Raw genomic sequence first — 21,989 nt, forward strand, 5'->3', positions numbered from 1 at the left:
TCGTTTGTAATATATATTCCAATGACAAATCAGTTCAGCCGACAGCCCGGAACGTGGTCTCGGAACCGAAGCGTGAACGACGGATTTCACCGAGTCGTGTCCTACTGGCGTCCCGGCTCCGGAGCCTGCCAGGTGACGATGATACCGGCGACAGCGACCGCACCGGCCAGTAGAAACGCCGGCTCGAATCCGGCCCTGTTTACGACGATTCCGCCGGCAATCGGTGCGACAAACGCACCGGCGAGGCCGATACTGGTCTGGAATGCGACCGCCGTTGCAGCGACCCGCAGGTCAACGACCTCTCGGACGTACGTAAACGAGAGGCCAAGCGTCAGTTGGACCGCAAATCCGATCAACAGCAGGACGGCGACGAGCAGCCCCAGCGAGCGAAGCTGCGTGAACCCGAGGAGAAGCGGCGCAGCAAGGCCGAACGACCACAGCACAACCGGTCGCCGCCTGCCATCGAAGACCCGATCCGATATGAGTCCGCCGCTGATTCGGGAAAGCACCCCCACAGCGGGGAACACGGCAACGACAAGCCCACTCACGGCCAGAGAGAAGTTCAGCTCTTGCGTGAGATACGACGAGCCCCAGCTGTTCACGAACAGGTAAAGCGCGTACCCGAGGAAGCCGAGGGCACCGACGAGCCAGACACTCGGGCTCTGCAACACTGCCCCGAATTCTCGCAGAGAGGGGGCATCACCCCGACTCTCGCCGTGCCCGCGACTCGCTGGCCAGAAGACGGCCAGACCCGCGATTGCGGGGGCGATAAAGGCCAGAAAGACAGTCGACCAGCCGAACCGCTGGGCGATGAGCGGCCCAGTTCCCTGTCCGAGTGCGAAGCCGACCGGCCCGCTGGCGGTGAAGATGCCGACTGCTGTCGCGCGGTGAGAGCCTTCGACAGCCCGGCTCACCATGTCGATTCCGGCGTTCCAGACGACGACGTAGGCGGCTCCGCCCAGTGCACGGGATGCGAGGATTGCCTCGTACTGGCCCCGCCGGCCGGCGCGCCATCCCCACAACCCGGCGATGACCAGCATGCCAACCGCAATGGCCATCGCGGTTCTCGAATCGGTCCGATCCAGTACAGCACCGGCAGGAAGGCTGACGACGACAGCGGTTCCGAACATGACCCCGACGAGGAGTCCAGCGGCTGTCGGCCCGACCCGCAGTGATTCCTGGATTAGTGGTGTGACACTTGCAGGGACGATCTCGTATGCGGCCAATCCCATCGAAATCAGGCTCGCGCCCGCTACGAGCCACCACGTCGAGTTGGCTGTTCGGACGGCGGTCTCAGCAGTGGGGTCCGACATATCGGAATCAGTAGCCTGTGGTGTCATGCTGACGGCAGAGCACGTTTGATCATCGCGGTGTAGTAACGGTAACGGAACTGGCAGTGAAAAACTCAAGGTAATTCGAATAGCGAACAGTTGGCAGGCGATTCTCGGACGACACGGAAAGGCCGCATACCGCCAGCGTACACACACGATGGCAAATGTATACACACAGTACTAGGGCATAGAACTAGAAGACGTAATTTTGGGCTAATAGGATTATACTTACGTTTCCTCGGTTTTGACGGCTTTTGTATCGGATTAAGTTCGCAAAGACGGTACATCCGGCCACGTTCCGATTAGTTTTGGAGTGTAGTCGAGAAATTGAACAAATATAACCTCCATTGGGCAGTATTTAGCAATAAAAGTCCCCACCGAACCGGCAACGCTTCCAGTATTTATTCGTAGCACTGAACGCAACAGTGTGTGTTCCGGGCTATCCGTCTATCGTACTGTACTCGTAGTATTGACTTCGAACTTCGATCTCGTTTTTCGTATATCGGAGTATTTCCAGCAGGTTTGCCATATATCCGGAAGTGAATCTATCTCTGGGTCCAGTGATACCGAGGGATACCATAACATCCTGTTCATCGTTGAATATTGGTACAGCGACACCCCGAACACCTCGGAGATGCTCCTCGTCGTCTATCGCATAGCCCTGGTCGCGAATTCGCTCAAGCGCCGCTTCAAGATCTGACCGGGATGATAACGTGTTGTCAGTCCCCCTCGGAAGCCCATGTTCGGCAACGATTTGGTTTCGTTTGTCCACCGGCAGATGCGCCAGAATGGCTTTGCCCAGCGATGTCCAGTGCATCTCTGTGTGGTTGCCGATGGGGATTTCGTCGCCCGCAGCCTTTCCGCCTGAACTCCTGTAGAGGATGACCCGCTGGCCATTCTCCTCGATGCCGGCACCAGCAATCTCGCCGGTTTCTCTGCTGAGTTCTTCGACTTTATTACGGAGTAGTCGGCCGATATCCAGCCGCTGCCGAACACTGCCACCGACCTCCAAAAACCGGAACGACCGACGGTACTGCCCGGACTCCTTAACAACGTAATCACGTTGAACTAATGTGTTGAGATGAATGAAGACAGTACTCGTAGGGATATCGAGGTGAGACGCAAGATCGGAGAGACCGACGGGTTCAAGTTTTCCGAGAGCAGCGAGGATGTCCAGCGTCGTCTCAACTGCGCTGATCGTTTTATTGTTCTGTGAAGGCATAGATACGCTTTTTTCTGCAGAATAAAATAGGTTCCGCCGAGCGGCAAAAAATTTCCAACAGTGTTGGAAACTGGCATTACACCATGAGTTGACCAATTCTAACAAGGGTACGGCTGTTATTTTCTGGAATCTGTACCATTGCGAAGAATGAGAACATACCACACGATCACAACAGCTGTGATACCCAGCACCTGATTTCGAAGAGACAGGGCCTCTAGCGCTGGTTTATCACACCAGCCTGCTCCTGGCGAGCGCAACATGTATCTTTCAATCTCATTGAAAGAGAGTGGAAGCGCTCCGAGACCCCATTTGCTCCGGAGTAGTAGCCCTCAGCTCCGTCTTCTGTGTCACGGTACGAGGTTGGACTACCGAGTGTCCCGTTTCAGCGTGGCGTAAAACAGGTCGCTCCGCAGTCGTACCGGATAGTACTCCACAGTTCTCGCCGGATTTCAATGTGATTGGGCTGTCGACACTACCAACATTTATTAATGATGATTGCGATGCTTCTGTTACTCGGTATGAGCGAAGTTACACTATCAAACGTCAGCAAGGTATACGACGACGACGTCCTTGCAGTTGAGGATCTTTCTCTGGCCGTCGAGGACGGGGAGTTTGTCGTCGTTGTCGGGCCGTCCGGGTGTGGGAAGTCGACCACGCTTCGGATGATTGCGGGGCTCGAAACGGTCACCGATGGTGAGATTGCTATCGGCGGGGACGTAGTCAACGACGTTCGTCCACAGGACCGGAACATTGCGATGGTGTTCCAGAGTTACGCGCTGTATCCGCACATGTCCGTGCGTGAGAACATGTCCTTCGGGCTACGACTATCAGGTGAGTACGATGATCAGATCGAGCAGCGCGTGACCGAGGCCGCCGAGCTGCTGGAGATCTCGGACCTCATGGACGACCTCCCGAAGCAACTCTCGGGTGGCCAGCAACAACGTGTCGCGCTTGGGCGGGCTATCGTCCGGGACCCGGATGTGTTTCTGATGGACGAACCGCTGTCGAATCTCGACGCGAAGCTTCGGACCCAGATGCGAACGGAGATCCAGCGAATCCAGGAAGAGCTGGACGTGACAACGATTTACGTCACGCACGATCAGACGGAAGCGATGACGATGGCCGACCGGATCGTGATTCTCAATCAGGGCGAACTCCAGCAGGTTGCGCCGCCGGAACGCTGCTACGATACGCCCAACAACAAATTCGTCGCAGGGTTTATTGGCTCACCATCGATGAACTTCTTCGAAGTGAGTGTGACCAACAGCGGCGGGCGCGCGACGGTCCACTCAGGGGCTGTCGAGTTCACGCTCGACGTCGACATTCCCGATGGGGAGTACACGCTGGGCGTCCGCCCCGAAGATTTCGTCGCCGAGGACGCTGGCGCGTACATCGATACAGTTGTCGACGTCGTAGAACCCATGGGATCTGACAATTTCCTCTATCTGGATACTGCAGGCGGGTCGAAAGAAGTCGTAGCACGCGTCGATAGCGAATACCGCCCAGAACGTGGCGACGAAATCGCGTTAGGGTTTCATACAGAGGATATGCATCTGTTCGATTCCGATGGCGAACGAGTGGAACTGAATCAGCTTCAGCGGACAGAATCAGTCTAATGTTGTACGATACTATCGGCCGGAAAGAGAGCGAATGGGCCGGGATGACTGCGAATCAGATCCGTGGAGTCGGCGAACAGCCGGGGTCTGTCCTCGTTATTCCCGTCGGAAGCGTCGAACAGCACGGGAATCACCTCCCGGTCGTCACCGACACACTTCTGGTCGAGGCGATGGTCGACACTGCTATCGAGCGTCTGGACGACGTTCCCCTCGTCGTGACACCGCCGGTCTGGAGCGGGTTCTCGCCACATCATCTGTCCTTCGGGGGCACTCTGTCACTGGAATTCGCACACTTGCGGGCAACACTTGAGGATATCGCGCATGCTGGCATCCAGAACGGATTCGATGCGGTGCTGTTCGTAAACGGTCATGGGGGGAACAGTTCGCTTATCGATGCCGTCGTGAGTACCGTGGGCGTCGATACTGATGCGGAAGTACTCGGGACGACGTACTTCCAGCTGGCGGCAGAGCGAATCGAGGAACTTCGGACGACCGAGACGGGGGGAATGGCCCACGGCGGTGAGTTCGAGACGTCTCTCATGCTTGCGCTCCGCCCAGACCTCGTGGGCGACCCGGAGGTCCGCGACGGCAAACCATTGGACGAACACTACAGATGGGGCGGACAGGACTTGCTCGACGGGGGCAACGTCGCCGTCTATCGGCCATTCGACGAGTATTCCACGTCCGGAGCCATCGGGACGCCGAAACAGGCGAGCGCGGAAACAGGCGAACGAATCCGCTCAGTTATTGGTGAGGAACTCGCGGCCCTTATGACAGCGATTCACGAACACAATGCGTAACCAATGATCGACACAACACAAAGAATTATGTTCATGGAAATAGGTGATATTAACGATGCAGCCCGATAACAACGACAGGTCTGTCGCGGACAGTATCGACCGTCGACAACTCCTTCAAGCACTCGGCGCAGGCGGCGCTATCGCCATCGCGGGGTGTAGCGGCGACAGTGGGAGCGGCGGCGACGGTGGTGATGGTGACAGTGGAAGCGGTGGTGACGGCAGCGGCGGCAGTACGCAGAGCGTGCAGTTCCTGACGATGGGCGTCGGGGACAACATCAAGCAGTTCTTCGAGGAAAACAACACGGCCTTCGAAGACGAGCATGACGTCGACGTAGAGTTCACTAGCGTCACATGGGACAACGCCCGGCAAACCGTGAACAACCGTGTCGACGGCGGGGAAGCGCCCGATGTCAGTCGATGGCCGGCGCGCTGGATCCCCCAGCTCGTGGGCAAAGACGCGCTAGAGCCCCTCGATGACATGATGGACGGGGAGTTCGGTGAGCAGTTCTACGACGGCGTGGCCGAAGGGACGATGTACAACGGCTCCCACTACGGCGTGCCGTGGGCCGCCTCGAACAAGTGCCTCTACTACAACAAGGACGTCTTCGAGACGGCGGGGCTCGACCCCGAAGACCCGTCGCTCGATTCGTGGCAGGACATGGTGGATGCCGCAACACAGATCCGCGACAGTGACGCGAGCGTCCCAGCACTGGGGCTTGCGGGGGCGGACGCAATCGAAACTGGGTCGCAGTACTACCACTACCACTGGTCACATGGCGCCGACCTCGTGAACGACGAAGGAATGCCAGTCGTGAACTCCAGTGGCGCTGTCGACGCCCTCTCGTTGTACACCGACCTCCACCTCGAACACGGGGTCACCCAGTCGTCACCGCTTTCCTCGACCCGGCAGGACATCCGGCAACTGTTCGAGAACGGGGACCTCGGCATGGTCATCGGGCACGTGTACACGGGACTCAACATCACCGCCGCGAAAGAAAACGGTGATGTCGACTTCGACTACGGTATCGTGCAGGTGCCACGTGGCCCAGCGGGCCGGTACAGCCTGTTCACCATCGACACGCTCGCTGTTCTGAGTCAGAGCGAACACAAGGACCTCGCACGGGACCTGATTCGGTTCTACTTCGACGAGGAGCGGCGGTTCCAGTACTCGAAGCAGAAAGGGTTCCTCCCTGTCGTCGAAGCCGTCGGCGAGCGCTCGTACTTCTCAGAGTCGAAGAACTGGGGACCGTTCGTCGAGGCGGGGCAGTACGCCCGCGCTCGACCGAAGCTCGGTAACTTCAGCGAGTTTAACGATCGGATGGTCCAGGCGATTCAGGAAGCACTGGCGGACCGGAAGTCACCGCAGAAGGCGCTCAACGATGCCCAGAGTGATCTCGAAGATGCTATGGAGTGACAGACAGGGATGAGTCTGGCAGAGGAATACACCGAGGCGTCCGAAGACTCACGTCTCGAACAAGGGTTAGCGTACGTCCAGCGCAACAGCCGCGCGTACCTCCTCATCGCTCCCGCAGCGGTGTTCCTGCTAGCCGTCGTGGGGTACCCGATTATCGAGACGTTCCGGCTATCGCTGTACCAGTCACCCGCTGACTCGAACATTGAGACGTTCGTCGGGCTCCAGCACTACGTCGAAATATTCAACAGCGACATCTTCTACCGCCTGCTCTGGCAGACCGGCCGCTGGGTCGTCGTCGGCGTCGCAGGCAAGACACTGCTGGGACTGCTTATCGCCGTTCACCTCAAGGGCGACATTCGCGGTCGGAAGTTCTTCCGCACGGCGTTTCTCATCCCGTGGGGGATTCCGTATGCGATCTCTGCTGTAGTGTTCCGGTGGATAGAACACCCGCAGTTCGGCTACCTCAACGCAATCTTGCTGAAACTCGGCGTCATCGAACAGGGTATCGGTATCCTCGGTAACCCGAGCATCGCGTGGCTCGGCGTCGTCGTGGCCGACATCTGGATCGGAACACCGTTCATGGCGATTATCTTCCTCGCGGGCCTGCAGTCGATACCGCAGGAACTGTACGAGGCAGCCGCCATCGACGGAGCCGAGAAGTGGCATCAGTTCCGGTACATCACGCTTCCACAGCTGAAAAGCGTCGTCCTGATTGCCACGTTGCTGTCGACGATCTGGACGTTCGTCAGCTTCGACGTTATCTGGACGATGACCGGCGGCGGGCCGATCAGTTCGACGGCGACGCTCGTCATCCACATCTATCAGGTGGGCCTCCAGAACGGGAACCTCGGTCGCGGAGCCGCCTACAGTGTCATCGGGTTCCTGTTCCTGTTCGTCTTCGCCATCATCTACCTGCGCATCTACACGCGCGGAGGTGACGAGCTATGACGATGGCAGGCCACGATCGAAGCAGTCTCCGCAAAGTCCGCCTCTACGGCGTGTTGATCGGACTGCTGGGACTTATGATGTTGCCGTTCTACGCGATGTTCTCGAGTACGCTCAAGCCGGAGTCAGAGATATTCGCTGCACCAGCGACGCTGGTCCCCAGCGACCCAAGCATCCAGGCCTATCTGCAGGTCTGGACACAGACCGACGTGCTGCTCTGGGTCGGGAATAGCTTCATCATCTCAGTGGGGACGGTCGTGCTGACGCTTCTGCTGGCGATCCCGGCCGCGTATTCGTGCGCCCGGAACGATTTCATAGGGAAGCGGACCTTCCTCCTCTCCGTGCTGGTCGTCCAGATGTTCGCACCGGTCGTGTTGATCGTCGGCCTCTTCGACGTGATCTCCCAGATGGGGCTGTTCAACACCTATCTCGCTGTGATAGTGCCAGCAGCGGCGTTCACGCTGCCGTTCAACGTCTGGATGCTCTACGGGTATTTCAAAACGATCCCCGTCGCACTCGAAGAGTCAGCACGTATCGACGGCGCGAGCCAACTGCAAATCCTGACGAAGATCGTACTCCCGCTCACGAAGCCGGCGCTGGTCGCCAGTGTCACCTACACCTTCCTCTATGCGTGGAATCGGCTACTGTTCGTGCTCACCTTCCTCACTGATAGTGCGAAGTACAACATCCCGCGGGGGGTCTTCTCGATGGTCGGCGCGCTGCAGACCGACTGGCGGATGATGCTCACTGTGTCTGTGATCGGTATTATCCCACTCTTGATTCTGTTCGCCTTCCTCGAGGAGTATATCGTCGCAGGGATGACGGCTGGCGCGGTCAAGGAGTAACCGCCTCTACTTTTATTACCGCCGCGATAGTTGTCCGCGTATGGAATTTGCGATGTGGGCGTACCCGTGGGACCTGCTCGACGAAGGGCCGGCTAGAGTGGAAACGCGATTGCGTGACATCGGCATCGACGAGCTGAATCTCGCGACGAACTATCACACGGTGCAGGCGTTCGCGCCGCACAATCCGGAGCGGCGGACGCTGTTTGCCCGCGCGAGTTCGTATTTCGAGCCCGGCCCGGAGTACGGGGACCTCGAACCGGTTCCGTACGAGGGGATGGACGCGGACTGGGTTGCGGACATCGCCGCCGGCTTATCCGAGGTGACACTCAATTCCTGGACAGTCGGCTGTCACAACTCTCGGCTCGGAATGGCCAACCCCGAGTACACGCTGGAGTCTGCACACGGTGACGACCTGATCTTCGGCCTGTGTCCGTCCCAGTCCGCGGTCCAGACGTATCTCTCGGCACTGGTCTCGGATCTGGCATCCCGCGAGGAGTTTGCCCGTATCGAACTGGAGACGTTTGATTACTTCTACGGAACGGGCTTCGGCTGGCATCACCAGAAGATCCACGCGCAGTTGGGCACACTCGGCGAGTTCTTGCTTGGGTTGTGTTTCTGTCCACAGTGTCAGGAGAATGCGACGGCCGAAGGCGTCGATACCGAACGGGCGCGCGAAACGGTAGCCGGCGCGCTGGACGGTATCGTCGCTGGCGACGTGTCACACGAAACCCCGCCGGGGGAGTGGCTCGCGGACCACAGCACCGTCGCCGCATACGTCGATGTCCGTGAACGGACGCTGGCCTCACTGTACGCCACACTGGCTGACGCCGCGGGAACGACACCGCTTGGCTACTACGTCGGCGCACCGGAACCCGGCCGTGAGTGGATCGTCGGAGCCGACCTGCAAGCACTCTCGAATCACGTCGATTACTACTGTCTGCCGGCCTATGAGTCTACAAGTGACGCAGTCATAGAGGCGTACAACGCTGTGGAGACAGTAACCGATGACGTGCCACTCCACGTTGGTCTCCTGCCGGGCCATCCGGCTGTCGACGACGAGGATGCCGTGGTCGATATCGTGGAGACGCTCAACTCGAAGGGAGTGCCGCGACTGTCGTTCTATAACTACGGACTGCTTCCGGAGCAGTCACTGGGGTGGGTCGAAACAGCCATCGATGCGGTGAGCTGAGAGGGGGAGCGGTACTTTGATATCGGCTCCCGAACGACAGAAGAGCATGGAGATAACTGGCGTGTCAGCGGTAACTATAGATGTACCGTTGGCCGACTTGGATGAGCATCTCGGAATCGGACCGTACGTGACCAACCACGGGAAACTGCACTCGATGGAACGGGTCCTCGTCCGTGTCGACACAGACGAAGGGATTAGCGGCTGGGGCGAAATGCGTGTCTTCCTGTCACCTGAGGCCACCGAGTCGATCATCGAAGACGGCGTCGGACCGATGATTGAGGGCCAGTCGCCGTTCGAGATCGAGCGACTCCGTCGACAGGTGTTCGTCGAGTACACGAACGTGGATATGTTCTTTGCGGCGGTCGAAACAGCCTGCTGGGACATCGTCGGCAAAGCCCTCGACAAGCCGGTGTACGAACTGCTCGGCGGGTGGACAGCACCGACACAGGGGACGCAGCAACATCGGCAAAGCGTCGACGGCAACAGTACTGCACCCGCTGATGTCCCCGTTGCGTTCTGTCTCGGTATCCTCTCGCCCGAAGAGTCCCGTATCAAGGCACGAGAAGCCCTCGAAGCTGGCTTCACTGTCCTCAAAACGAAGGCAGGGCGGGACTGGCGACAGGACGTCGAGCGAATCAAAGCGATGCATGACGAAGTCAACGGGCAACTGGAGTTCCGACTCGACCCGAATCAGGGCTGGACGCTGGACCAAGCAGTTCGGGTCGGCGCGATGCTCGAAGATGCGGGAATCTACCTGCAGTACATGGAACAACCGATTCGAGTCGATGCACACACGTCGCTAGCTCGGCTCCGGCAGCGACTCCGACAGCCAATCGCACCGAACGAGGACACCTATATCTCGCATAATCTGCAGTCGCTCGTGGAGACTGGCGCGATGGATGTCGGCGTTATCGACCTGACTCCGGCTGGCGGTATCAGTGGGATTCGACAGCAGGCTGCCATCCTCGAAGACGCCGGAGTCCCCTTCACGCACCACTGTGCGTTCGACCTGGGGATTCGGACGGCAGCGATCCTCCACGCGTTCACCGGCATCCCGGGCTTCTCGTTGCCTCCAGACTCGACGTACTACGGCTGGGAAGCAGACGTCATCGAGACACCGTTCAGCGTCAGCGATGGCTGCCTCCCAGCCCCGGAGGGTCCCGGTCTCGGCGTCTCTATCGATATGGCCGCCATCGAGGAGTATCGAATTACATGAGCGGACAAGAGCAACATTCAAGAGGACAGGTTACGTGGGCATCGGTGTCATGGTAGAGCTATCACTAGCGAACCGACCGGCCATCGTAACTGGCGCGTCGCGGGGTATCGGGCGCGAGATCGCGGCCCGATTCTCCGAAGCGGGTGGCGATGTCGTCGTCTGCTCGCGCACCTACGAGGACGTTGAAGCGGTTGCGACGGAACTAACCAACACACACGAGGGCCGCGTCGTTCCGGTCGAGTGTGACGTCACAGACCGTGAGGCGGTTCGGGACCTCGTCGACACGACCATCGAGGAACTCGGGGACGTTCGCGTGCTTGTGAACAACGCCGGTGGCGCAGACGAGTCCGCCAATCTATTGCACCGGTGTGACGAGGAGACCTTCGAATCGATGGTCGACCTGAACCTGAAGAGCCAGTTCCTCCTGAGCAAAGCGGTACTGCCGGCGATGGTCGCCGCTGGCGGCGGATCGATAATCCATATGGGCTCGGTCAACGGCCTGTTCGGTATCGGTCTCTCCGGCTACTCCGAAGCAAAAAGCGGACTGCTGGCTCTCTCCCGAAACATCGCCGCCCACTATGGGCAACACGGGGTCCGCTCGAACGTCGTTTCAGCGGCGACCATCGAAACGGCAAACAGGCGGGCAGAGATGGAGAACACGGAGGAACGGACCGGAGAGACAAGCGCACGGGAGCGCTGGCTCGACCAGTACCCGCTCGGCCGCTTCGGCACACCGAGAGAAGTTGCTGATGCAAGCCTGTTCCTCGCTTCCGAGATGTCGAGTTTCGTTACCGGTGAGAATCTGGTACTCGACGGCGGATTGACGACGAGCCTGCCGACATCGTTCATCAACGAGATCTACGACGCGGACGATCAGCCGACAGCCAATTAACAACCATGGAAGAACTAACAACTGACGACGCACCCGACAGTATCGGCCCGTATTCACAGGGAATCGCTAGCGGCGACCGCATTTATGTTTCCGGACAGGGACCAGTCGACCCGGACACCGGCGAGGTAATCCAGGGCACCCCCGGCGAGCAGACTCGACGCACACTCCAGAACGTTGCGGCGGTGCTACAGGCCGGGGGCGCGTCGCTCGACGATGTCGTGAAGGCGACGGTATTCGTGAAGGATATGCGGTACTACGACGAGGTAAACGAGGTGTACGGTGAGCTCATGTCACCACCATATCCTGCTCGCAGCGCCGTGGAGGTCGTTAAATTGCCGGTGGATATCGACGTCGAAATAGAAGTCGTTGCAGAACGGTAGTATGTCGCACCTGATAGTGTTCGACCTCGATGGGACGCTCACTCGGCAGCGCGGTGGGTTCGAGCTATTGCACACCCTCTATGGAACGACGCCAGAAGCCGAGACACTGATGGACCATTTCGAGGCCGGAGAAATTACGTTTGCAGAGTGGTGTCGAGGAGCGGTCGACGTGTGGCGTGCGAACGATGTCACCAAGTCGGACATCGAGCGCGCGACCCGGGCTGTCAAGCCGAAAGCGGGTGCTGTCGACCTCCTCGAACACCTCCAGCAAACGGATCTCCAGTTTGGTATCCTCAGTGCTGGCGTCGCAAACCTCGCGAAGCGATTCGAGCCATACGAACCAGCATTCGTTCGCGGAAACTGGCTTCGATTTGAGGATAGCCGGATTTCGGGAATCGATGTCGGTGTTGGTCCCGATGAGAAAGGAGAATTACTGAGAGAGATTCGAACCAGGCAAAGCCCCACTTCAATCACCTATATCGGCGATTCGCACACTGATACGGAGGCGTTCGTCGAGGCAGATACAGCGATGTTGTTCGACCCGGACGAACGAATTCCTGAAAGAGCAATCGACGCAGCGGATACAATCATAGAGCGCGGAGATATGAGAGAAATGCGAAAATATATTCTGACAATCTAGTCTCATATTTCCAAGATAGCATTATATTCTCAAACGCGTACAGTTCACCAGCCGTTCTGCAATATATAGCTCTATATTTACCATAAGTTACATCATTCAGGACAAGTTGTCGCCATCTCTCCGTCTAGATGGAGCATAGGTTTCGATGAGAGGGTTGAACCGCTGTCGAAATCGCCTGCTAGCGTAGTGGCAACATCTGTCAATTTCTAACGGGCTTCGACGGCTCTTTTACCGTCCGGCGGCGACCGATAACTGAATGAGTCGCTATCGAACGACCGGTTGCTTTCTGCTCTTGGCTGCAATCTGGGGTACTGCCTTCATGGCGACAGACGTCGGCCTCGCCGACCTGCCGCCGGTACCGTTCGCCGCCGCCCGCTTCGACATCGCCTCCGTCCTCCTGTTCGCCGCGTTGGCCGTCACCGGGTCGCTAGAACGACCGCAAACACGCGATGACTACGTGTACGTCCTCGCTGGCGGGACGCTTATGATCGGAATACATCACGTATTCCTGTTTACCGGGCAACAGTACGTCACCGGGGCGGTCGCCGCCGTGCTGCTCGGTCTCGTTCCCGTCGTGACCCCCGCGTTGACGAAGCTCGTGTCCAGCGATGACACGTTCACCGCAAACACCGGTGTTGGCGTAGTACTCGGGTTCACCGGCGTTGTCGTGATTGCTAACCCCGACCCGGCAAACCTCCTCAGCAGTACTATCGGGATCGCACTCGTGTTCGCGTCAGCGCTGGCCTTCGCCATCCCGGCTGTTGTCACGCACAACACCAGCCCGTCGATGTCGTTTCTGGCCACACAGGCGTGGTTGATGGTTATCGGGGCCGTAGTCCTCCATCTCACCGTACTCGTGCTTCCCGGACAGTCGTTTGCGGACGCATCGTGGACGCTGTCCGCATTTGCGGCGCTGTTGTATTTGGCTGTCGTCGCCGGCATCGGTGGCTTCCTGCTGTACTTCCGCTTACTTGACCAGCTGGGGCCTATCGAGATGAGCTTCATCGAATACGTCATTCCGCTGTTCGCCGCGCTTGCCGGCTGGATCGTGCTCGACCAGCAAGTCACGCTCGCTACCATCGGCGGATTCGCGTGCATCCTCATGGGGTTCATTGCGGCAAAGTGGACGGCGTTGCGAGCGGAACTGCGTCGGGTCGTCGAGCCGAAACCCAGTCCACCGGCCGACTGACCGAGACCAGTCTGCTGAACAGCACTGACTGGAATATCCGGCTGAATCGAGAAGATCGGCAGCGAAGCGAGAAGCGGTAAGCATAGCCGTTAGGCAGGAGCGACAACGGCGTCGCACTTCTGAAAACAAGCGAACTGCAACCGGTATTCTGCTATCTTTTCAGCGGATCGGCGGCAGCACTCGCCATTTGCCGATAAACACGACTGCAAACGGAAGCTTGTAAGCGACGCCCGCATCATAGCCGGTTGCACATACTGGCGGGGCTGACGGGTTTTTATAAGATCGCCCGTTGCCGTATGGTATGATACGATCCGCTCGGGCACTGTGGAGCCGCTATCGATCCATCCCGCTCATCTGGCGCATCTTCGTCGCTTTCGTGGTGGGAACAGGTGCCGGTATCGCGTTCGGGGAGCAGATGGCCGTAGTCAGACCAGTAGGCGACCTCTTCCTTCGACTGCTCAATATGCTGGTCATCCCGATTATCGTCTTCACACTACTGACCGGCATTCGGCAGCTCTCCCCCGCGAAACTTGGGAAGATTGGTGGTGCGACAGTTGGCCTCTACGCCCTGACGACGACCCTCGCAGGCATCATTGGCCTTGCAGTTGCAAACGTGCTTCAGCCGGGCCGTGGAATCGAGTTCGGCGGCGGTGAAGCGCAATCGAAAGCGCCGCCGTCATTGCTGGATGTTGTGCTCGGTATCGTGCCAAACAATCCCGTCGCGGCGCTTGCAGAGGGGAATCTGCTGGCGACGGTTTTCTTCGTCATCGTATTCGGAATCGCGCTGACGTATGTCCGCTCCCAGCAGGACGCACTTGCAGAGAGCGTCGATTCGGTGTTCGAGGCCTTCGAAGTGGGTGCTGAAGCGATGTTCGTCATCGTTCGAGGGGTGCTCGAATTCGGTGTACTCGGCGTGTTCGCGTTGATGGCGTCCGGCATCGGCACTGAAGGCATCGGCCTGTTTTCTTCGCTGGGCGAACTCGTGTTGGCAGTCGCAATCGCAATCGTCATTCACATCGGCTTTACCTATCTCGTTTTCTTGATGGGTGTGGTCGCCGATGTCTCCCCGATTGCGTTCCTCAGCGGGGCAAGAGACGCGATGGTAACCGCATTCGCAACGCGGTCGTCGAGCGGAACGCTCCCTGTCACGATGCGTAATGCGGACGAAGACCTGCAGATCGCCGAGCGGGTGTATTCGTTCACCCTTCCAGTCGGTGCAACGGCGAATATGGACGGGGCCGCCATCCGACAGGCAATCACCGTGATGTTCGCTGCAAACGTCGTCGGACAGCCACTGGTACTTACTGAACAGGTCTTCGTCTTGATCGTGGCTGTCCTCATCAGTATCGGAACCGCTGGCGTTCCGGGAGCAGGCATTGTCATGCTCACTGTGATTCTTACACAGGTTGGCCTCCCGCTGGAGGTCGTTGGGTTCGTCGCCGGCGTGGACCCAATCCTCGGGCGGATTGCGACGATGAACAACGTCACAGGTGACCTCGCAGTTTCGACCGTTGTGGGAAAGTGGAACGACGGACTCGACCGTGGTGCGGGCGTCTGGTCACGGAACCTGAGCGGCGTCGCCGAGTTCGTTCCCGGTGACGATTAGGGGACACCGGCGAAAGCGATTGACACAGAACCTAATGCTGGTACAGTTGTTATTCTAATCTATACGACGAGAGATACGTCCCACGACTGGCCTGATAACAACAGTATGAGCGAGTCTCGCGCCGGGCACGCGTTTCAGCAGCGTTTGTCCGGCCGATTCGTAGTATCACCGCAGCCTCAGAAACCGCGCCGTAGCAGTGTCAGTTCACTTGGTTCGTTTCCGTTCCTGCGTCGGGTGGTCTGTGACGTACACTTTCGTCTCGTCCGGAACGTCGTCAGTGACCCAGGAGTTCGCCCCGATGCTGACGTGATCACCAACAGTAATAGCACCCAGCACTTTCGTGCCCGCGCCGATGACGACGTGGTCGCCGATGTCCGGGTGTCGTTTGTATCCCTTTTTTAATCTGTGTTCGTCGCTCTCGTCTGCTTCAAAATGGAGTGCGCCAAGCGTCACGTCCTGATAGAGGCGGACCCACTCCCCCACAGTGGTGGTTTCACCGATGACGACACCGGTTCCGTGGTCGATGAAGAAGTGGTCGCCGATCTCAGCGCCGGGGTGGATGTCGATGCCGGTCTCAGTCTTGGCGTATTCAGTGAGTTCGCGAGCGTACTCGGAGGCTTCGGCCTCGTAGAGAGTATGTGCGACCCGCTGTACGAGTATCGCCATGAATCCCGGATAGGACCGGATTATCTCCATGTACGTCTTCGCTGCCGGATCGCCTTTGAACGCGGCCTCGACGTCTTTTTTGAGTCGCCTGCGAACCGCCGGGAGTTGATCGATGACGGCATCGACTGTTTCAGCGGGGTCCGATCCGGAGTACGGTCTGATCCCGGCAAAGAAGAGGCCGCCCAGGGTGTCGAGACGGTCCAGAACGGCGAGTTCGTCTCGGACCAGTTCAGCGGCGTTCCAGCAGGTCGGGAAGAACAGTCGTTTGAGGATGTCGACTTCCGGTCTTCGGTGTTCCCGTCGCGGGAACTCCATCTGTGTCTGGGTCGGAAACGGTTCTTCGTCTGCCCGGTACGCCGCGAACAGTTTCTCGTGCGCGTCGCCTGTGTAACAGTAGTCCATATCGAGATGTTGACCTGAACCACCTTAGTCTTGAAACAACAGTTGTCCATTCATCGATATGTTGTGTTCTCGCTGGCGCAGTAGTCTGGAACCGAGCAGCATCATAGAGTGAGAGGTAGTTATTTGATACTGGCTTGTCATCGACGCTGTATGAACGGCGAGTGCTACTTCTGTCACGGCATCGTGTCAGCACCCGAAGAAGGCCATATCTGGCTGCGTGAGCACGACAGCCACGAAGTGTACATGCACGAACAGTGTGCCAGTGGCCACAACGTCATCGAAGGGGGACAGAGCCCGGCCGGTGAACTCCTGATTACGTGCCCGGAATGTGGCGAAGTCGAGACAGTGTAGCAGCCCACGCAGGCACCCTGTAGGCGGGTATCTGTCCTACGGGAGTGTAATATCGACGCCGGACTGGAGGCTAGCTGCTTTTACTGTATTGTACATCAGCATCGCAATGGTGAGCGGGCCGACTCCACCGGGGACCGGCGTGATGGCGTCCGCTTTCGCTCTGGCGCTTTCGAAGTCTACGTCCCCGACGAGTTTGTACCCTTTGTCCGTGTCAGCATCAACCCGATTGATACCGACATCGATGACCGTCGTGCCGTCCGAGAGCATCGATCCGTCGATCATCTCTGGGACGCCGGCAGCGGCGATCACGATGTCGGCATCGCGAGTCTTGTCTGCGAGATCGTCAGTCCGTGAGTGACACACGGTCGTCGTCGCGTTGCCGCCCGGTCCGTACTGGATGAGCAGGTTCGCCATTGGTTTGCCGACGATGTCTGAGCGGCCGACGACGACAGCGTCTTTTCCCGCCGTCTCAACGCCAGTTTCGGCCAGTATTTTCTGTATTCCGTGGGGCGTGCAAGGCTTGTATCGTGCGTTCCCTGCGACGAGTCGGCCGACGTTTTCGGGGTGGAACCCGTCGACATCTTTTATCGGGTCGATGCGCTCCAGCACGTCACGCTTGGTCACGTGGTCGGGGACCGGCATCTGGACGAGAATCCCGTGGACGGCCGGGTCCGCGTTCAGTTCGTCGATGGTCGCAAACAGTGTCTCAGCCGGTTCGTCCGGGCCGATTTCGTAATGGAACCCCTCGATGCCGATCTCCTCACAGGCCTGTTGTTTCATCGAGACGTACGTCTCACTCGCGCCGTCGTCGCTCATCAGCACAGTCGCCAGCCCCGGTGTGACGCCCTCGCTGACGAGCGTGTCCGTACACGCCGCCACGCCTTCTGTGATCTGGTCGCCGATCTCGTTACCGTCGATTATCGTTGTCATTATTGCTGTGTTCGTTCTCAGCCCGGGACCTCCCGAGAAGGTGTTCGGGAGTGAATCGCTGCTGTCAGTCAGCAGGTGGAGACCGGGCAAGCGTTCGATATCCGTCTCAAACCCAGCGGGTATAGTGGGTGATGTGGAATAGTCCAACCGTTGAAATACCATCGGCTATTCGTCCAGCGAGCAACCACAATCGGTCGACGATTCAACAACATATCGGGCGGAGGGCCAAGGGACCGAAAGTTTTTGTCCTGACCCATGCTTGGTCTACACAACCACACCGGGAGGCATGGGCCTCCCGTTCGGGAAACTGCACTATGACTGATATCCGGTTCAGCACCGACAGAGAATCGTTCCTCGAAACTGCAGAACGGGCCCCCAACGGCGCTCGCGTGCCGGTCGAAGCGCGCCTCACAGTCACCGATCCGTTCGAGGCGTATCGCCGCGCCCGCGACGGGACCACAGACGGGTTCTATCTCGAGACGACCGGCGGGCAGTCCGGCTGGGGGTACTTCGGCGTCGATCCGGTCGAGCAAATCGAGGTCTCCGCAGGGGCAACGGCAGCACAGGACAGCGGCAGTCCAAGCATCGCCGCCATCGACGAGCTACTCGACCGCGAACACCTAGAGCGAGGCGACTGTACGGTTCCATATCCATGCGGCGCGTTCGGCTGGCTGTCGTACGACGTCGCACGGGAGCTCGAAGATATCCCGGAGACGACTGTAACAGACGGTCTCCCACGGCTCCAGCTGGGCGTGTTCGAGTGTGTCGCCGCGTGGGAGGAACCACACGACGGAGAGGTCGAACTGTACGTGACGGCCTGTCCCGTCGTCGACGAGTCGCCCGAGACGGCGTACGAGCGTGGCCGCGAGATGGTCCGCGAACTGGCCGAGGACGCCGTCCACGGTGACCGGCACGTCCAGTTCCAACCGACTGCTGCAAGTCAGGCCACGTTCGAGAGCGAGTGCGGCGAAGCGGCGTTTGCAGACCGCGTCCGGCAGATAAAGCAGTACGTCAGGGACGGCGACACGTTCCAGACGAACGTCTCGCACCGGCTGACTGCCCCGGCGGCCGTCCACCCGGTCGATACATTTGACGCGGTCCGCCGGGTGAATCCGGCCCCGTACTCGGCCCTGCTTGAGTTCCCCGGCGTCGACCTCGTCAGCGCCAGCCCGGAGCTGTTGCTGGACGTCGACGGCGACCGGCTGCTCACGGAGCCGATTGCCGGGACGCGCCCGCGAGGCGCGACACCGACTGAAGACGCGGAACTCGAGGCGGACCTTTGCAGTGACGAGAAAGAGCGGGCCGAGCACGCGATGCTGGTCGACCTCGAACGCAACGACCTCGGGAAGGTCAGCGAGTACGGAACTGTCGATGTCGCCGAGTACCGCCGCGTCGACCGCTATTCGGAGGTGATGCACCTCGTTTCTCTCATCGAAGGGGAACTGCGCGACGGCGTAAGTATCGCCGACGCGGTCGCTGCGGTGTTCCCCGGCGGAACCATCACCGGCGCGCCGAAGCCGCGAACGATGGAGATTATCGATGCGGTGGAACAGACCCGACGGGGGCCATACACCGGCAGTATTGGGGTGTTCGGCTTCGACGACCGCGCGACACTGAACATCACGATCAGGACACTGGTCCAGTACGACGGCGAGTACCGGCTCCGCGTCGGGAGCGGTATCGTCCACGACTCGGAGCCGGAGGCTGAGTATCAGGAAACGCTGGACAAGGCTCGGGCGCTCGTCACCGCCGTCGACGAGGCGCTGGGCGAACAGGGGTCGTTCGCAGTTGAGTCCGGAACTGAACCGATGGAGAAGATGCGATGATACTCATCATAGATAACTACGACTCGTTCGCCTATAATCTGGTCCAGTACGTCGGTGAGTTCGACGAGGTGACCGTTCGCCGGAACGACGCTATCGACGTGGACGGCATTCGCGAACTCGACCCGGACGGCATCGTCGTCTCTCCTGGCCCCGGGACGCCGGCGGATGCTGGCGTGTCAATTGACGTTTTCGCTGAGACAGAGTACCCGGCCCTGGGCGTTTGTCTGGGCCATCAGGCGCTCTGTGCGGCCCACGGAACCCCCGTCGGCCATGCACCGAGTGTGGTCCACGGGAAGCCCTCCGAAGTCCGCCACGACGGGACGGCGCTGTACGACGGGGTCGACGACCCGTTCGAAGTCGGGCGGTATCACTCGCTGGCCGTCGAAGCCGCAACGCTGCCGGATGAACTGGAGGAAACGGCACACACCAACGACGAGCAAGGCATTGTGATGGGTGTCCAGCACACCGAGAAGCCACACATCGGCGTTCAGTTCCACCCGGAAAGTATCCTCACCGACGCGGGGAAACAGCTGGTGGAGAACTTCTGTACCGGGATCGCTGAGGCCTGACCACACAGCACGAGCCGGGCCTACTTCTCTTCGGGTGGGTCCACGTCGTGATGGGTCTGAATGTCAGGCAGTTTCCTGACGGCACGCCTGATGAGTGACGTGTGGCCACGCTCGTCCCGAAGCCAGGTGACGGTCAGCCCACCGGCCGCCACGAGCGAAATGACGGCGAACGGACCGCCAGTCAGAACAGCCAGCGCCTGTAAGGTCTCAGCGCCACCGAGAAGCAACACCGAAACGGCGACCGCACCCTGAAAAACACCCCAGAAGACGATATGCGTCGTTGACGGTGCCACGCCCCGTCGCGTCGCCAGCACTGAGACGACGAGTGTCGAGGTGTCCGCTGATGTGGCCATGAACACGATGATGAGCGCGAGAAACAGGAATAGCAGGAGCAGACCCAGCGGCAGCGACGACAACAGCGGGAATCCAGCGACGGCCTCTGAACCCCCGCGCTGTGCGATAGCGGCGAGAATATCGGCCCGACCCGTTTGCTGGATGAACAGGGATGTGCCACCGAGCAGCAGGAACCAGACCATCGTCGCCGCCGAGGTCGCGACGACGCTCGTGAACACGACAGTCCTGACCCGGCGACCGCGGGAGAGTGCGGCCACGAACAGGCCCGCGAACGGAGCCCAGGAGAACCACCACGACCAGTTCCAGACGGTCCACTCCGCGACCCACGCCCCACCCGTGTGGAGACTCAACGGAACGAACTCCACAATGTAGGTGCCGAAGGCCCGTGTCCCCTGTTGGAGAACGAACGACCGTGGACCCACAGCGACGATGAGGAGCGTGAACAGACCGAACAAGACAACGTTGAGGCCGGCAATCCGACGGATGCCGCGGTGAATCCCGGTCGCACTGGAGACGACGAATATCAGCGTCAGTCCGCCGACGAACAGGACCGGTCCGACCTCGCCGGCCGCCACACCCCACTGGTAATTGATGCCAGCGAGGAACTGCTCGCTCACGAGTGCGACGGAGGTGGCGATGCCGCCGATAGTGGCAAAGACGGCCAGCGTATCGACCAGTTTGGTCCAGGCCGAATCCAGTCCGTCAGTTCCCAGCACCGGTGCCAAGACCGTCGAGACCCGAAGCGGTGCGCCTCGCGTGAACGCGAAGTACGCTATCGGAACGCCGATGACGGCGTACGCGCTCCAGGCCGAGACGCCCCAGTGAAAGAGAGTGTACACCAGCGCACCGTTGATAGCGGCCTGCGACCCGGCGGCGGCCCCGATGTACGGCGGCGGTTGGTTGAAGTGAAACAGTGCCTCCGTCGGTCCCCAGAACACAAGTCCGGCCGCGATGCCGGCGGTAAACACGAGCGTGAAATAGGTCGGATAGGTGTAACTGGGCTCCGTCTCCGGACCGCCGAGCTTGATGTCGCCCCAGGGTCCCAACAGCAGGACCAAGCAGTAACAGACGGAGAGAAAGACGGCGGCGAGAAACAGTGGACCGCCACCGCGAAGGACTGTGGCCGCAGCAGCATCAACAGCACCTGTCGTCCGTGCGGGGAATGCGACCTGAAGCCCGAAGAACGCGGCGAACACGAGCACCGGGAACGCGAGGATGGCCGGTTCGTGCTGGGTGAGGAATCCCCGGACAGCCTGCCGGACATCGGTCTGTCGGACACGCAGGAAAACATCGGCTGCGGCTGGTGCGGTCGTGTCTTCGGAGTACGGGAGCAGCGCTATGTAGCACAGCCCCGAGGTGAAAAACACGAGGGCGACGGTCAACCAGACCGGGCCAGTCACGGCTTCGCCGACGAGCGTCGGAAAAAAGAACCCCGCAAGTACGAGCGCCCCGGACGCGGCACACAGTGGGATCAGTAGCCGGCCGACGATCTCCGCAATGCCACTTGCGTCCGAGGTGGCCATGCCTCGATATTCGGTATCGAAAACATATATTATTATCCCAGAATGCCATCGAAACGGTCGAGACTATCGTCGCTGGAGTGGTG

General features: G+C 59.5%; 20 protein-coding genes. 15 read left to right on the plus strand and 5 right to left on the minus strand.

Annotation, left to right across the window (positions count from 1 at the left end):
- Positions 1-101: 101 nt before the first annotated feature.
- A complete protein-coding gene (locus AMS69_RS14225; RefSeq protein WP_053968715.1) occupies positions 102-1,340 on the minus strand; it encodes an MFS transporter in 1,239 nt (412 codons plus the stop codon).
- A gap of 430 nt (positions 1,341-1,770) precedes the next feature.
- Positions 1,771-2,553 (minus strand): IclR family transcriptional regulator, encoded by a 783-nt coding sequence (locus AMS69_RS14230; protein ID WP_053968716.1) that lies wholly within the window; start codon positions 2,551-2,553, stop codon positions 1,771-1,773.
- A gap of 518 nt (positions 2,554-3,071) precedes the next feature.
- Here AMS69_RS14230 and AMS69_RS14235 point away from each other — a divergent pair.
- The 12 genes from AMS69_RS14235 (at position 3,072) to AMS69_RS14290 (ending at position 15,285) form a co-directional block, all read left to right on the plus strand.
- Positions 3,072-4,169, plus strand: coding sequence for an ABC transporter ATP-binding protein (locus AMS69_RS14235; RefSeq protein WP_053968890.1), 1,098 nt, complete (start codon positions 3,072-3,074; stop codon positions 4,167-4,169).
- Complete coding sequence (locus AMS69_RS14240; RefSeq protein ID WP_053968717.1) at positions 4,169-4,969, plus strand: creatininase family protein; 801 nt, start codon at positions 4,169-4,171, stop codon at positions 4,967-4,969. The genes AMS69_RS14235 and AMS69_RS14240 overlap by 1 nt, the downstream gene beginning before the upstream one ends.
- Positions 4,970-5,024: 55 nt before the next feature.
- Positions 5,025-6,383: an ABC transporter substrate-binding protein gene (locus AMS69_RS14245; RefSeq protein ID WP_053968718.1), complete on the plus strand. Its 1,359-nt coding sequence runs from the start codon at positions 5,025-5,027 to the stop codon at positions 6,381-6,383.
- Between the two features lie 9 nt (positions 6,384-6,392).
- Entirely contained in the window at positions 6,393-7,331 is a 939-nt protein-coding gene (locus tag AMS69_RS14250) for a carbohydrate ABC transporter permease (RefSeq protein ID WP_053968719.1), read from the plus strand.
- Complete coding sequence (locus AMS69_RS14255; RefSeq protein WP_053968720.1) at positions 7,328-8,173, plus strand: carbohydrate ABC transporter permease; 846 nt, start codon at positions 7,328-7,330, stop codon at positions 8,171-8,173. Before AMS69_RS14250 ends, AMS69_RS14255 begins: the two co-directional genes overlap by 4 nt.
- A 40-nt stretch (positions 8,174-8,213) precedes the next feature.
- On the plus strand, positions 8,214-9,362 hold the full coding sequence (locus tag AMS69_RS14260) for a hypothetical protein (protein ID WP_053968721.1): 1,149 nt from the start codon (positions 8,214-8,216) through the stop codon (positions 9,360-9,362).
- 46 nt (positions 9,363-9,408) lie between these two features.
- Positions 9,409-10,578 carry a mandelate racemase/muconate lactonizing enzyme family protein gene (locus AMS69_RS14265; protein WP_053968722.1) on the plus strand — a complete coding sequence of 390 codons (1,170 nt, stop codon included), beginning with the start codon at positions 9,409-9,411 and terminating at the stop codon, positions 10,576-10,578.
- A 49-nt stretch (positions 10,579-10,627) separates the two neighbouring features.
- Positions 10,628-11,470, plus strand: a complete 843-nt coding sequence (locus AMS69_RS14270; protein WP_053968723.1) for an SDR family NAD(P)-dependent oxidoreductase — start codon at positions 10,628-10,630, stop codon at positions 11,468-11,470.
- Positions 11,471-11,475: 5 nt separating this feature from the next.
- Entirely contained in the window at positions 11,476-11,850 is a 375-nt protein-coding gene (locus tag AMS69_RS14275; RefSeq protein ID WP_053968724.1) for a Rid family detoxifying hydrolase, read from the plus strand.
- 1 nt (position 11,851) lies between these two features.
- Positions 11,852-12,490, plus strand: coding sequence for an HAD-IB family phosphatase (locus AMS69_RS14280; RefSeq protein ID WP_053968725.1), 639 nt, complete (start codon positions 11,852-11,854; stop codon positions 12,488-12,490).
- A 256-nt stretch (positions 12,491-12,746) separates the two neighbouring features.
- The gene (locus tag AMS69_RS14285; RefSeq protein WP_053968726.1) at positions 12,747-13,679 is read left to right on the plus strand and encodes a DMT family transporter; all 933 of its coding nucleotides are present in this window, start codon (positions 12,747-12,749) and stop codon (positions 13,677-13,679) included.
- 301 nt (positions 13,680-13,980) lie between these two features.
- Entirely contained in the window at positions 13,981-15,285 is a 1,305-nt protein-coding gene (locus AMS69_RS14290; RefSeq protein WP_053968727.1) for a dicarboxylate/amino acid:cation symporter, read from the plus strand.
- A 204-nt stretch (positions 15,286-15,489) separates the two neighbouring features.
- Here the strand turns inward: AMS69_RS14290 and epsC are convergent, their stop codons facing one another.
- Complete coding sequence (epsC, locus tag AMS69_RS14295) at positions 15,490-16,353, minus strand: serine O-acetyltransferase EpsC (protein ID WP_053968728.1); 864 nt, start codon at positions 16,351-16,353, stop codon at positions 15,490-15,492.
- Between the two features lie 150 nt (positions 16,354-16,503).
- Here epsC and AMS69_RS14300 point away from each other — a divergent pair, with 150 nt between their 5' ends.
- Positions 16,504-16,704 carry a hypothetical protein gene (locus AMS69_RS14300; RefSeq protein WP_053968729.1) on the plus strand — a complete coding sequence of 67 codons (201 nt, stop codon included), beginning with the start codon at positions 16,504-16,506 and terminating at the stop codon, positions 16,702-16,704.
- Between the two features lie 36 nt (positions 16,705-16,740).
- On the opposite strand, the gene AMS69_RS14305 is transcribed toward AMS69_RS14300, so the two are convergent.
- Positions 16,741-17,634, minus strand: coding sequence for a bifunctional methylenetetrahydrofolate dehydrogenase/methenyltetrahydrofolate cyclohydrolase (locus AMS69_RS14305; RefSeq protein WP_053968891.1), 894 nt, complete (start codon positions 17,632-17,634; stop codon positions 16,741-16,743).
- Positions 17,635-17,948: 314 nt separating this feature from the next.
- On the opposite strand from AMS69_RS14305, the gene pabB reads away from it, so the two are divergent.
- Positions 17,949-19,460, plus strand: coding sequence for an aminodeoxychorismate synthase, component I (gene pabB / locus AMS69_RS14310; RefSeq protein ID WP_053968730.1), 1,512 nt, complete (start codon positions 17,949-17,951; stop codon positions 19,458-19,460).
- Complete coding sequence (locus AMS69_RS14315; RefSeq protein WP_053968731.1) at positions 19,457-20,029, plus strand: anthranilate synthase component II; 573 nt, start codon at positions 19,457-19,459, stop codon at positions 20,027-20,029. The genes pabB and AMS69_RS14315 overlap by 4 nt, the downstream gene beginning before the upstream one ends.
- 20 nt (positions 20,030-20,049) lie before the next feature.
- On the opposite strand, the gene AMS69_RS14320 is transcribed toward AMS69_RS14315, so the two are convergent.
- Positions 20,050-21,906, minus strand: a complete 1,857-nt coding sequence (locus AMS69_RS14320) for a BCCT family transporter (RefSeq protein ID WP_053968732.1) — start codon at positions 21,904-21,906, stop codon at positions 20,050-20,052.
- Positions 21,907-21,989: the final 83 nt, after the last annotated feature.

Origin of the sequence: Haloarcula rubripromontorii, assembly GCF_001280425.1 — an archaeon.
In the GTDB taxonomy this organism is placed as follows: domain Archaea; phylum Halobacteriota; class Halobacteria; order Halobacteriales; family Haloarculaceae; genus Haloarcula; species Haloarcula rubripromontorii.

What these genes read in the sequence shown, in the direction of transcription:
- AMS69_RS14270 (WP_053968723.1), top strand. Translation starts at nt 10,628, where the DNA reads ATGGTAGAGCTATCACTAGCGAACCGACCGGCCATCGTAACTGGCGCG.
- AMS69_RS14300 (WP_053968729.1), top strand. Translation starts at nt 16,504, where the DNA reads ATGAACGGCGAGTGCTACTTCTGTCACGGCATCGTGTCAGCACCCGAA.
- AMS69_RS14315 (WP_053968731.1), top strand. Translation starts at nt 19,457, where the DNA reads ATGATACTCATCATAGATAACTACGACTCGTTCGCCTATAATCTGGTC.
- AMS69_RS14275 (WP_053968724.1), top strand. Translation starts at nt 11,476, where the DNA reads ATGGAAGAACTAACAACTGACGACGCACCCGACAGTATCGGCCCGTAT.
- AMS69_RS14250 (WP_053968719.1), top strand. Translation starts at nt 6,393, where the DNA reads ATGAGTCTGGCAGAGGAATACACCGAGGCGTCCGAAGACTCACGTCTC.
- AMS69_RS14245 (WP_053968718.1), top strand. Translation starts at nt 5,025, where the DNA reads ATGCAGCCCGATAACAACGACAGGTCTGTCGCGGACAGTATCGACCGT.
- AMS69_RS14230 (WP_053968716.1), bottom strand. Translation starts at nt 2,553, where the DNA reads ATGCCTTCACAGAACAATAAAACGATCAGCGCAGTTGAGACGACGCTG.
- AMS69_RS14290 (WP_053968727.1), top strand. Translation starts at nt 13,981, where the DNA reads ATGATACGATCCGCTCGGGCACTGTGGAGCCGCTATCGATCCATCCCG.
- AMS69_RS14235 (WP_053968890.1), top strand. Translation starts at nt 3,072, where the DNA reads ATGAGCGAAGTTACACTATCAAACGTCAGCAAGGTATACGACGACGAC.
- AMS69_RS14320 (WP_053968732.1), bottom strand. Translation starts at nt 21,906, where the DNA reads ATGGCCACCTCGGACGCAAGTGGCATTGCGGAGATCGTCGGCCGGCTA.
- epsC (WP_053968728.1), bottom strand. Translation starts at nt 16,353, where the DNA reads ATGGACTACTGTTACACAGGCGACGCGCACGAGAAACTGTTCGCGGCG.
- AMS69_RS14260 (WP_053968721.1), top strand. Translation starts at nt 8,214, where the DNA reads ATGGAATTTGCGATGTGGGCGTACCCGTGGGACCTGCTCGACGAAGGG.
- AMS69_RS14265 (WP_053968722.1), top strand. Translation starts at nt 9,409, where the DNA reads ATGGAGATAACTGGCGTGTCAGCGGTAACTATAGATGTACCGTTGGCC.
- AMS69_RS14305 (WP_053968891.1), bottom strand. Translation starts at nt 17,634, where the DNA reads ATGACAACGATAATCGACGGTAACGAGATCGGCGACCAGATCACAGAA.
- pabB (WP_053968730.1), top strand. Translation starts at nt 17,949, where the DNA reads ATGACTGATATCCGGTTCAGCACCGACAGAGAATCGTTCCTCGAAACT.
- AMS69_RS14255 (WP_053968720.1), top strand. Translation starts at nt 7,328, where the DNA reads ATGACGATGGCAGGCCACGATCGAAGCAGTCTCCGCAAAGTCCGCCTC.
- AMS69_RS14285 (WP_053968726.1), top strand. Translation starts at nt 12,747, where the DNA reads ATGAGTCGCTATCGAACGACCGGTTGCTTTCTGCTCTTGGCTGCAATC.
- AMS69_RS14225 (WP_053968715.1), bottom strand. Translation starts at nt 1,340, where the DNA reads ATGACACCACAGGCTACTGATTCCGATATGTCGGACCCCACTGCTGAG.
- AMS69_RS14240 (WP_053968717.1), top strand. Translation starts at nt 4,169, where the DNA reads ATGTTGTACGATACTATCGGCCGGAAAGAGAGCGAATGGGCCGGGATG.
- AMS69_RS14280 (WP_053968725.1), top strand. Translation starts at nt 11,852, where the DNA reads ATGTCGCACCTGATAGTGTTCGACCTCGATGGGACGCTCACTCGGCAG.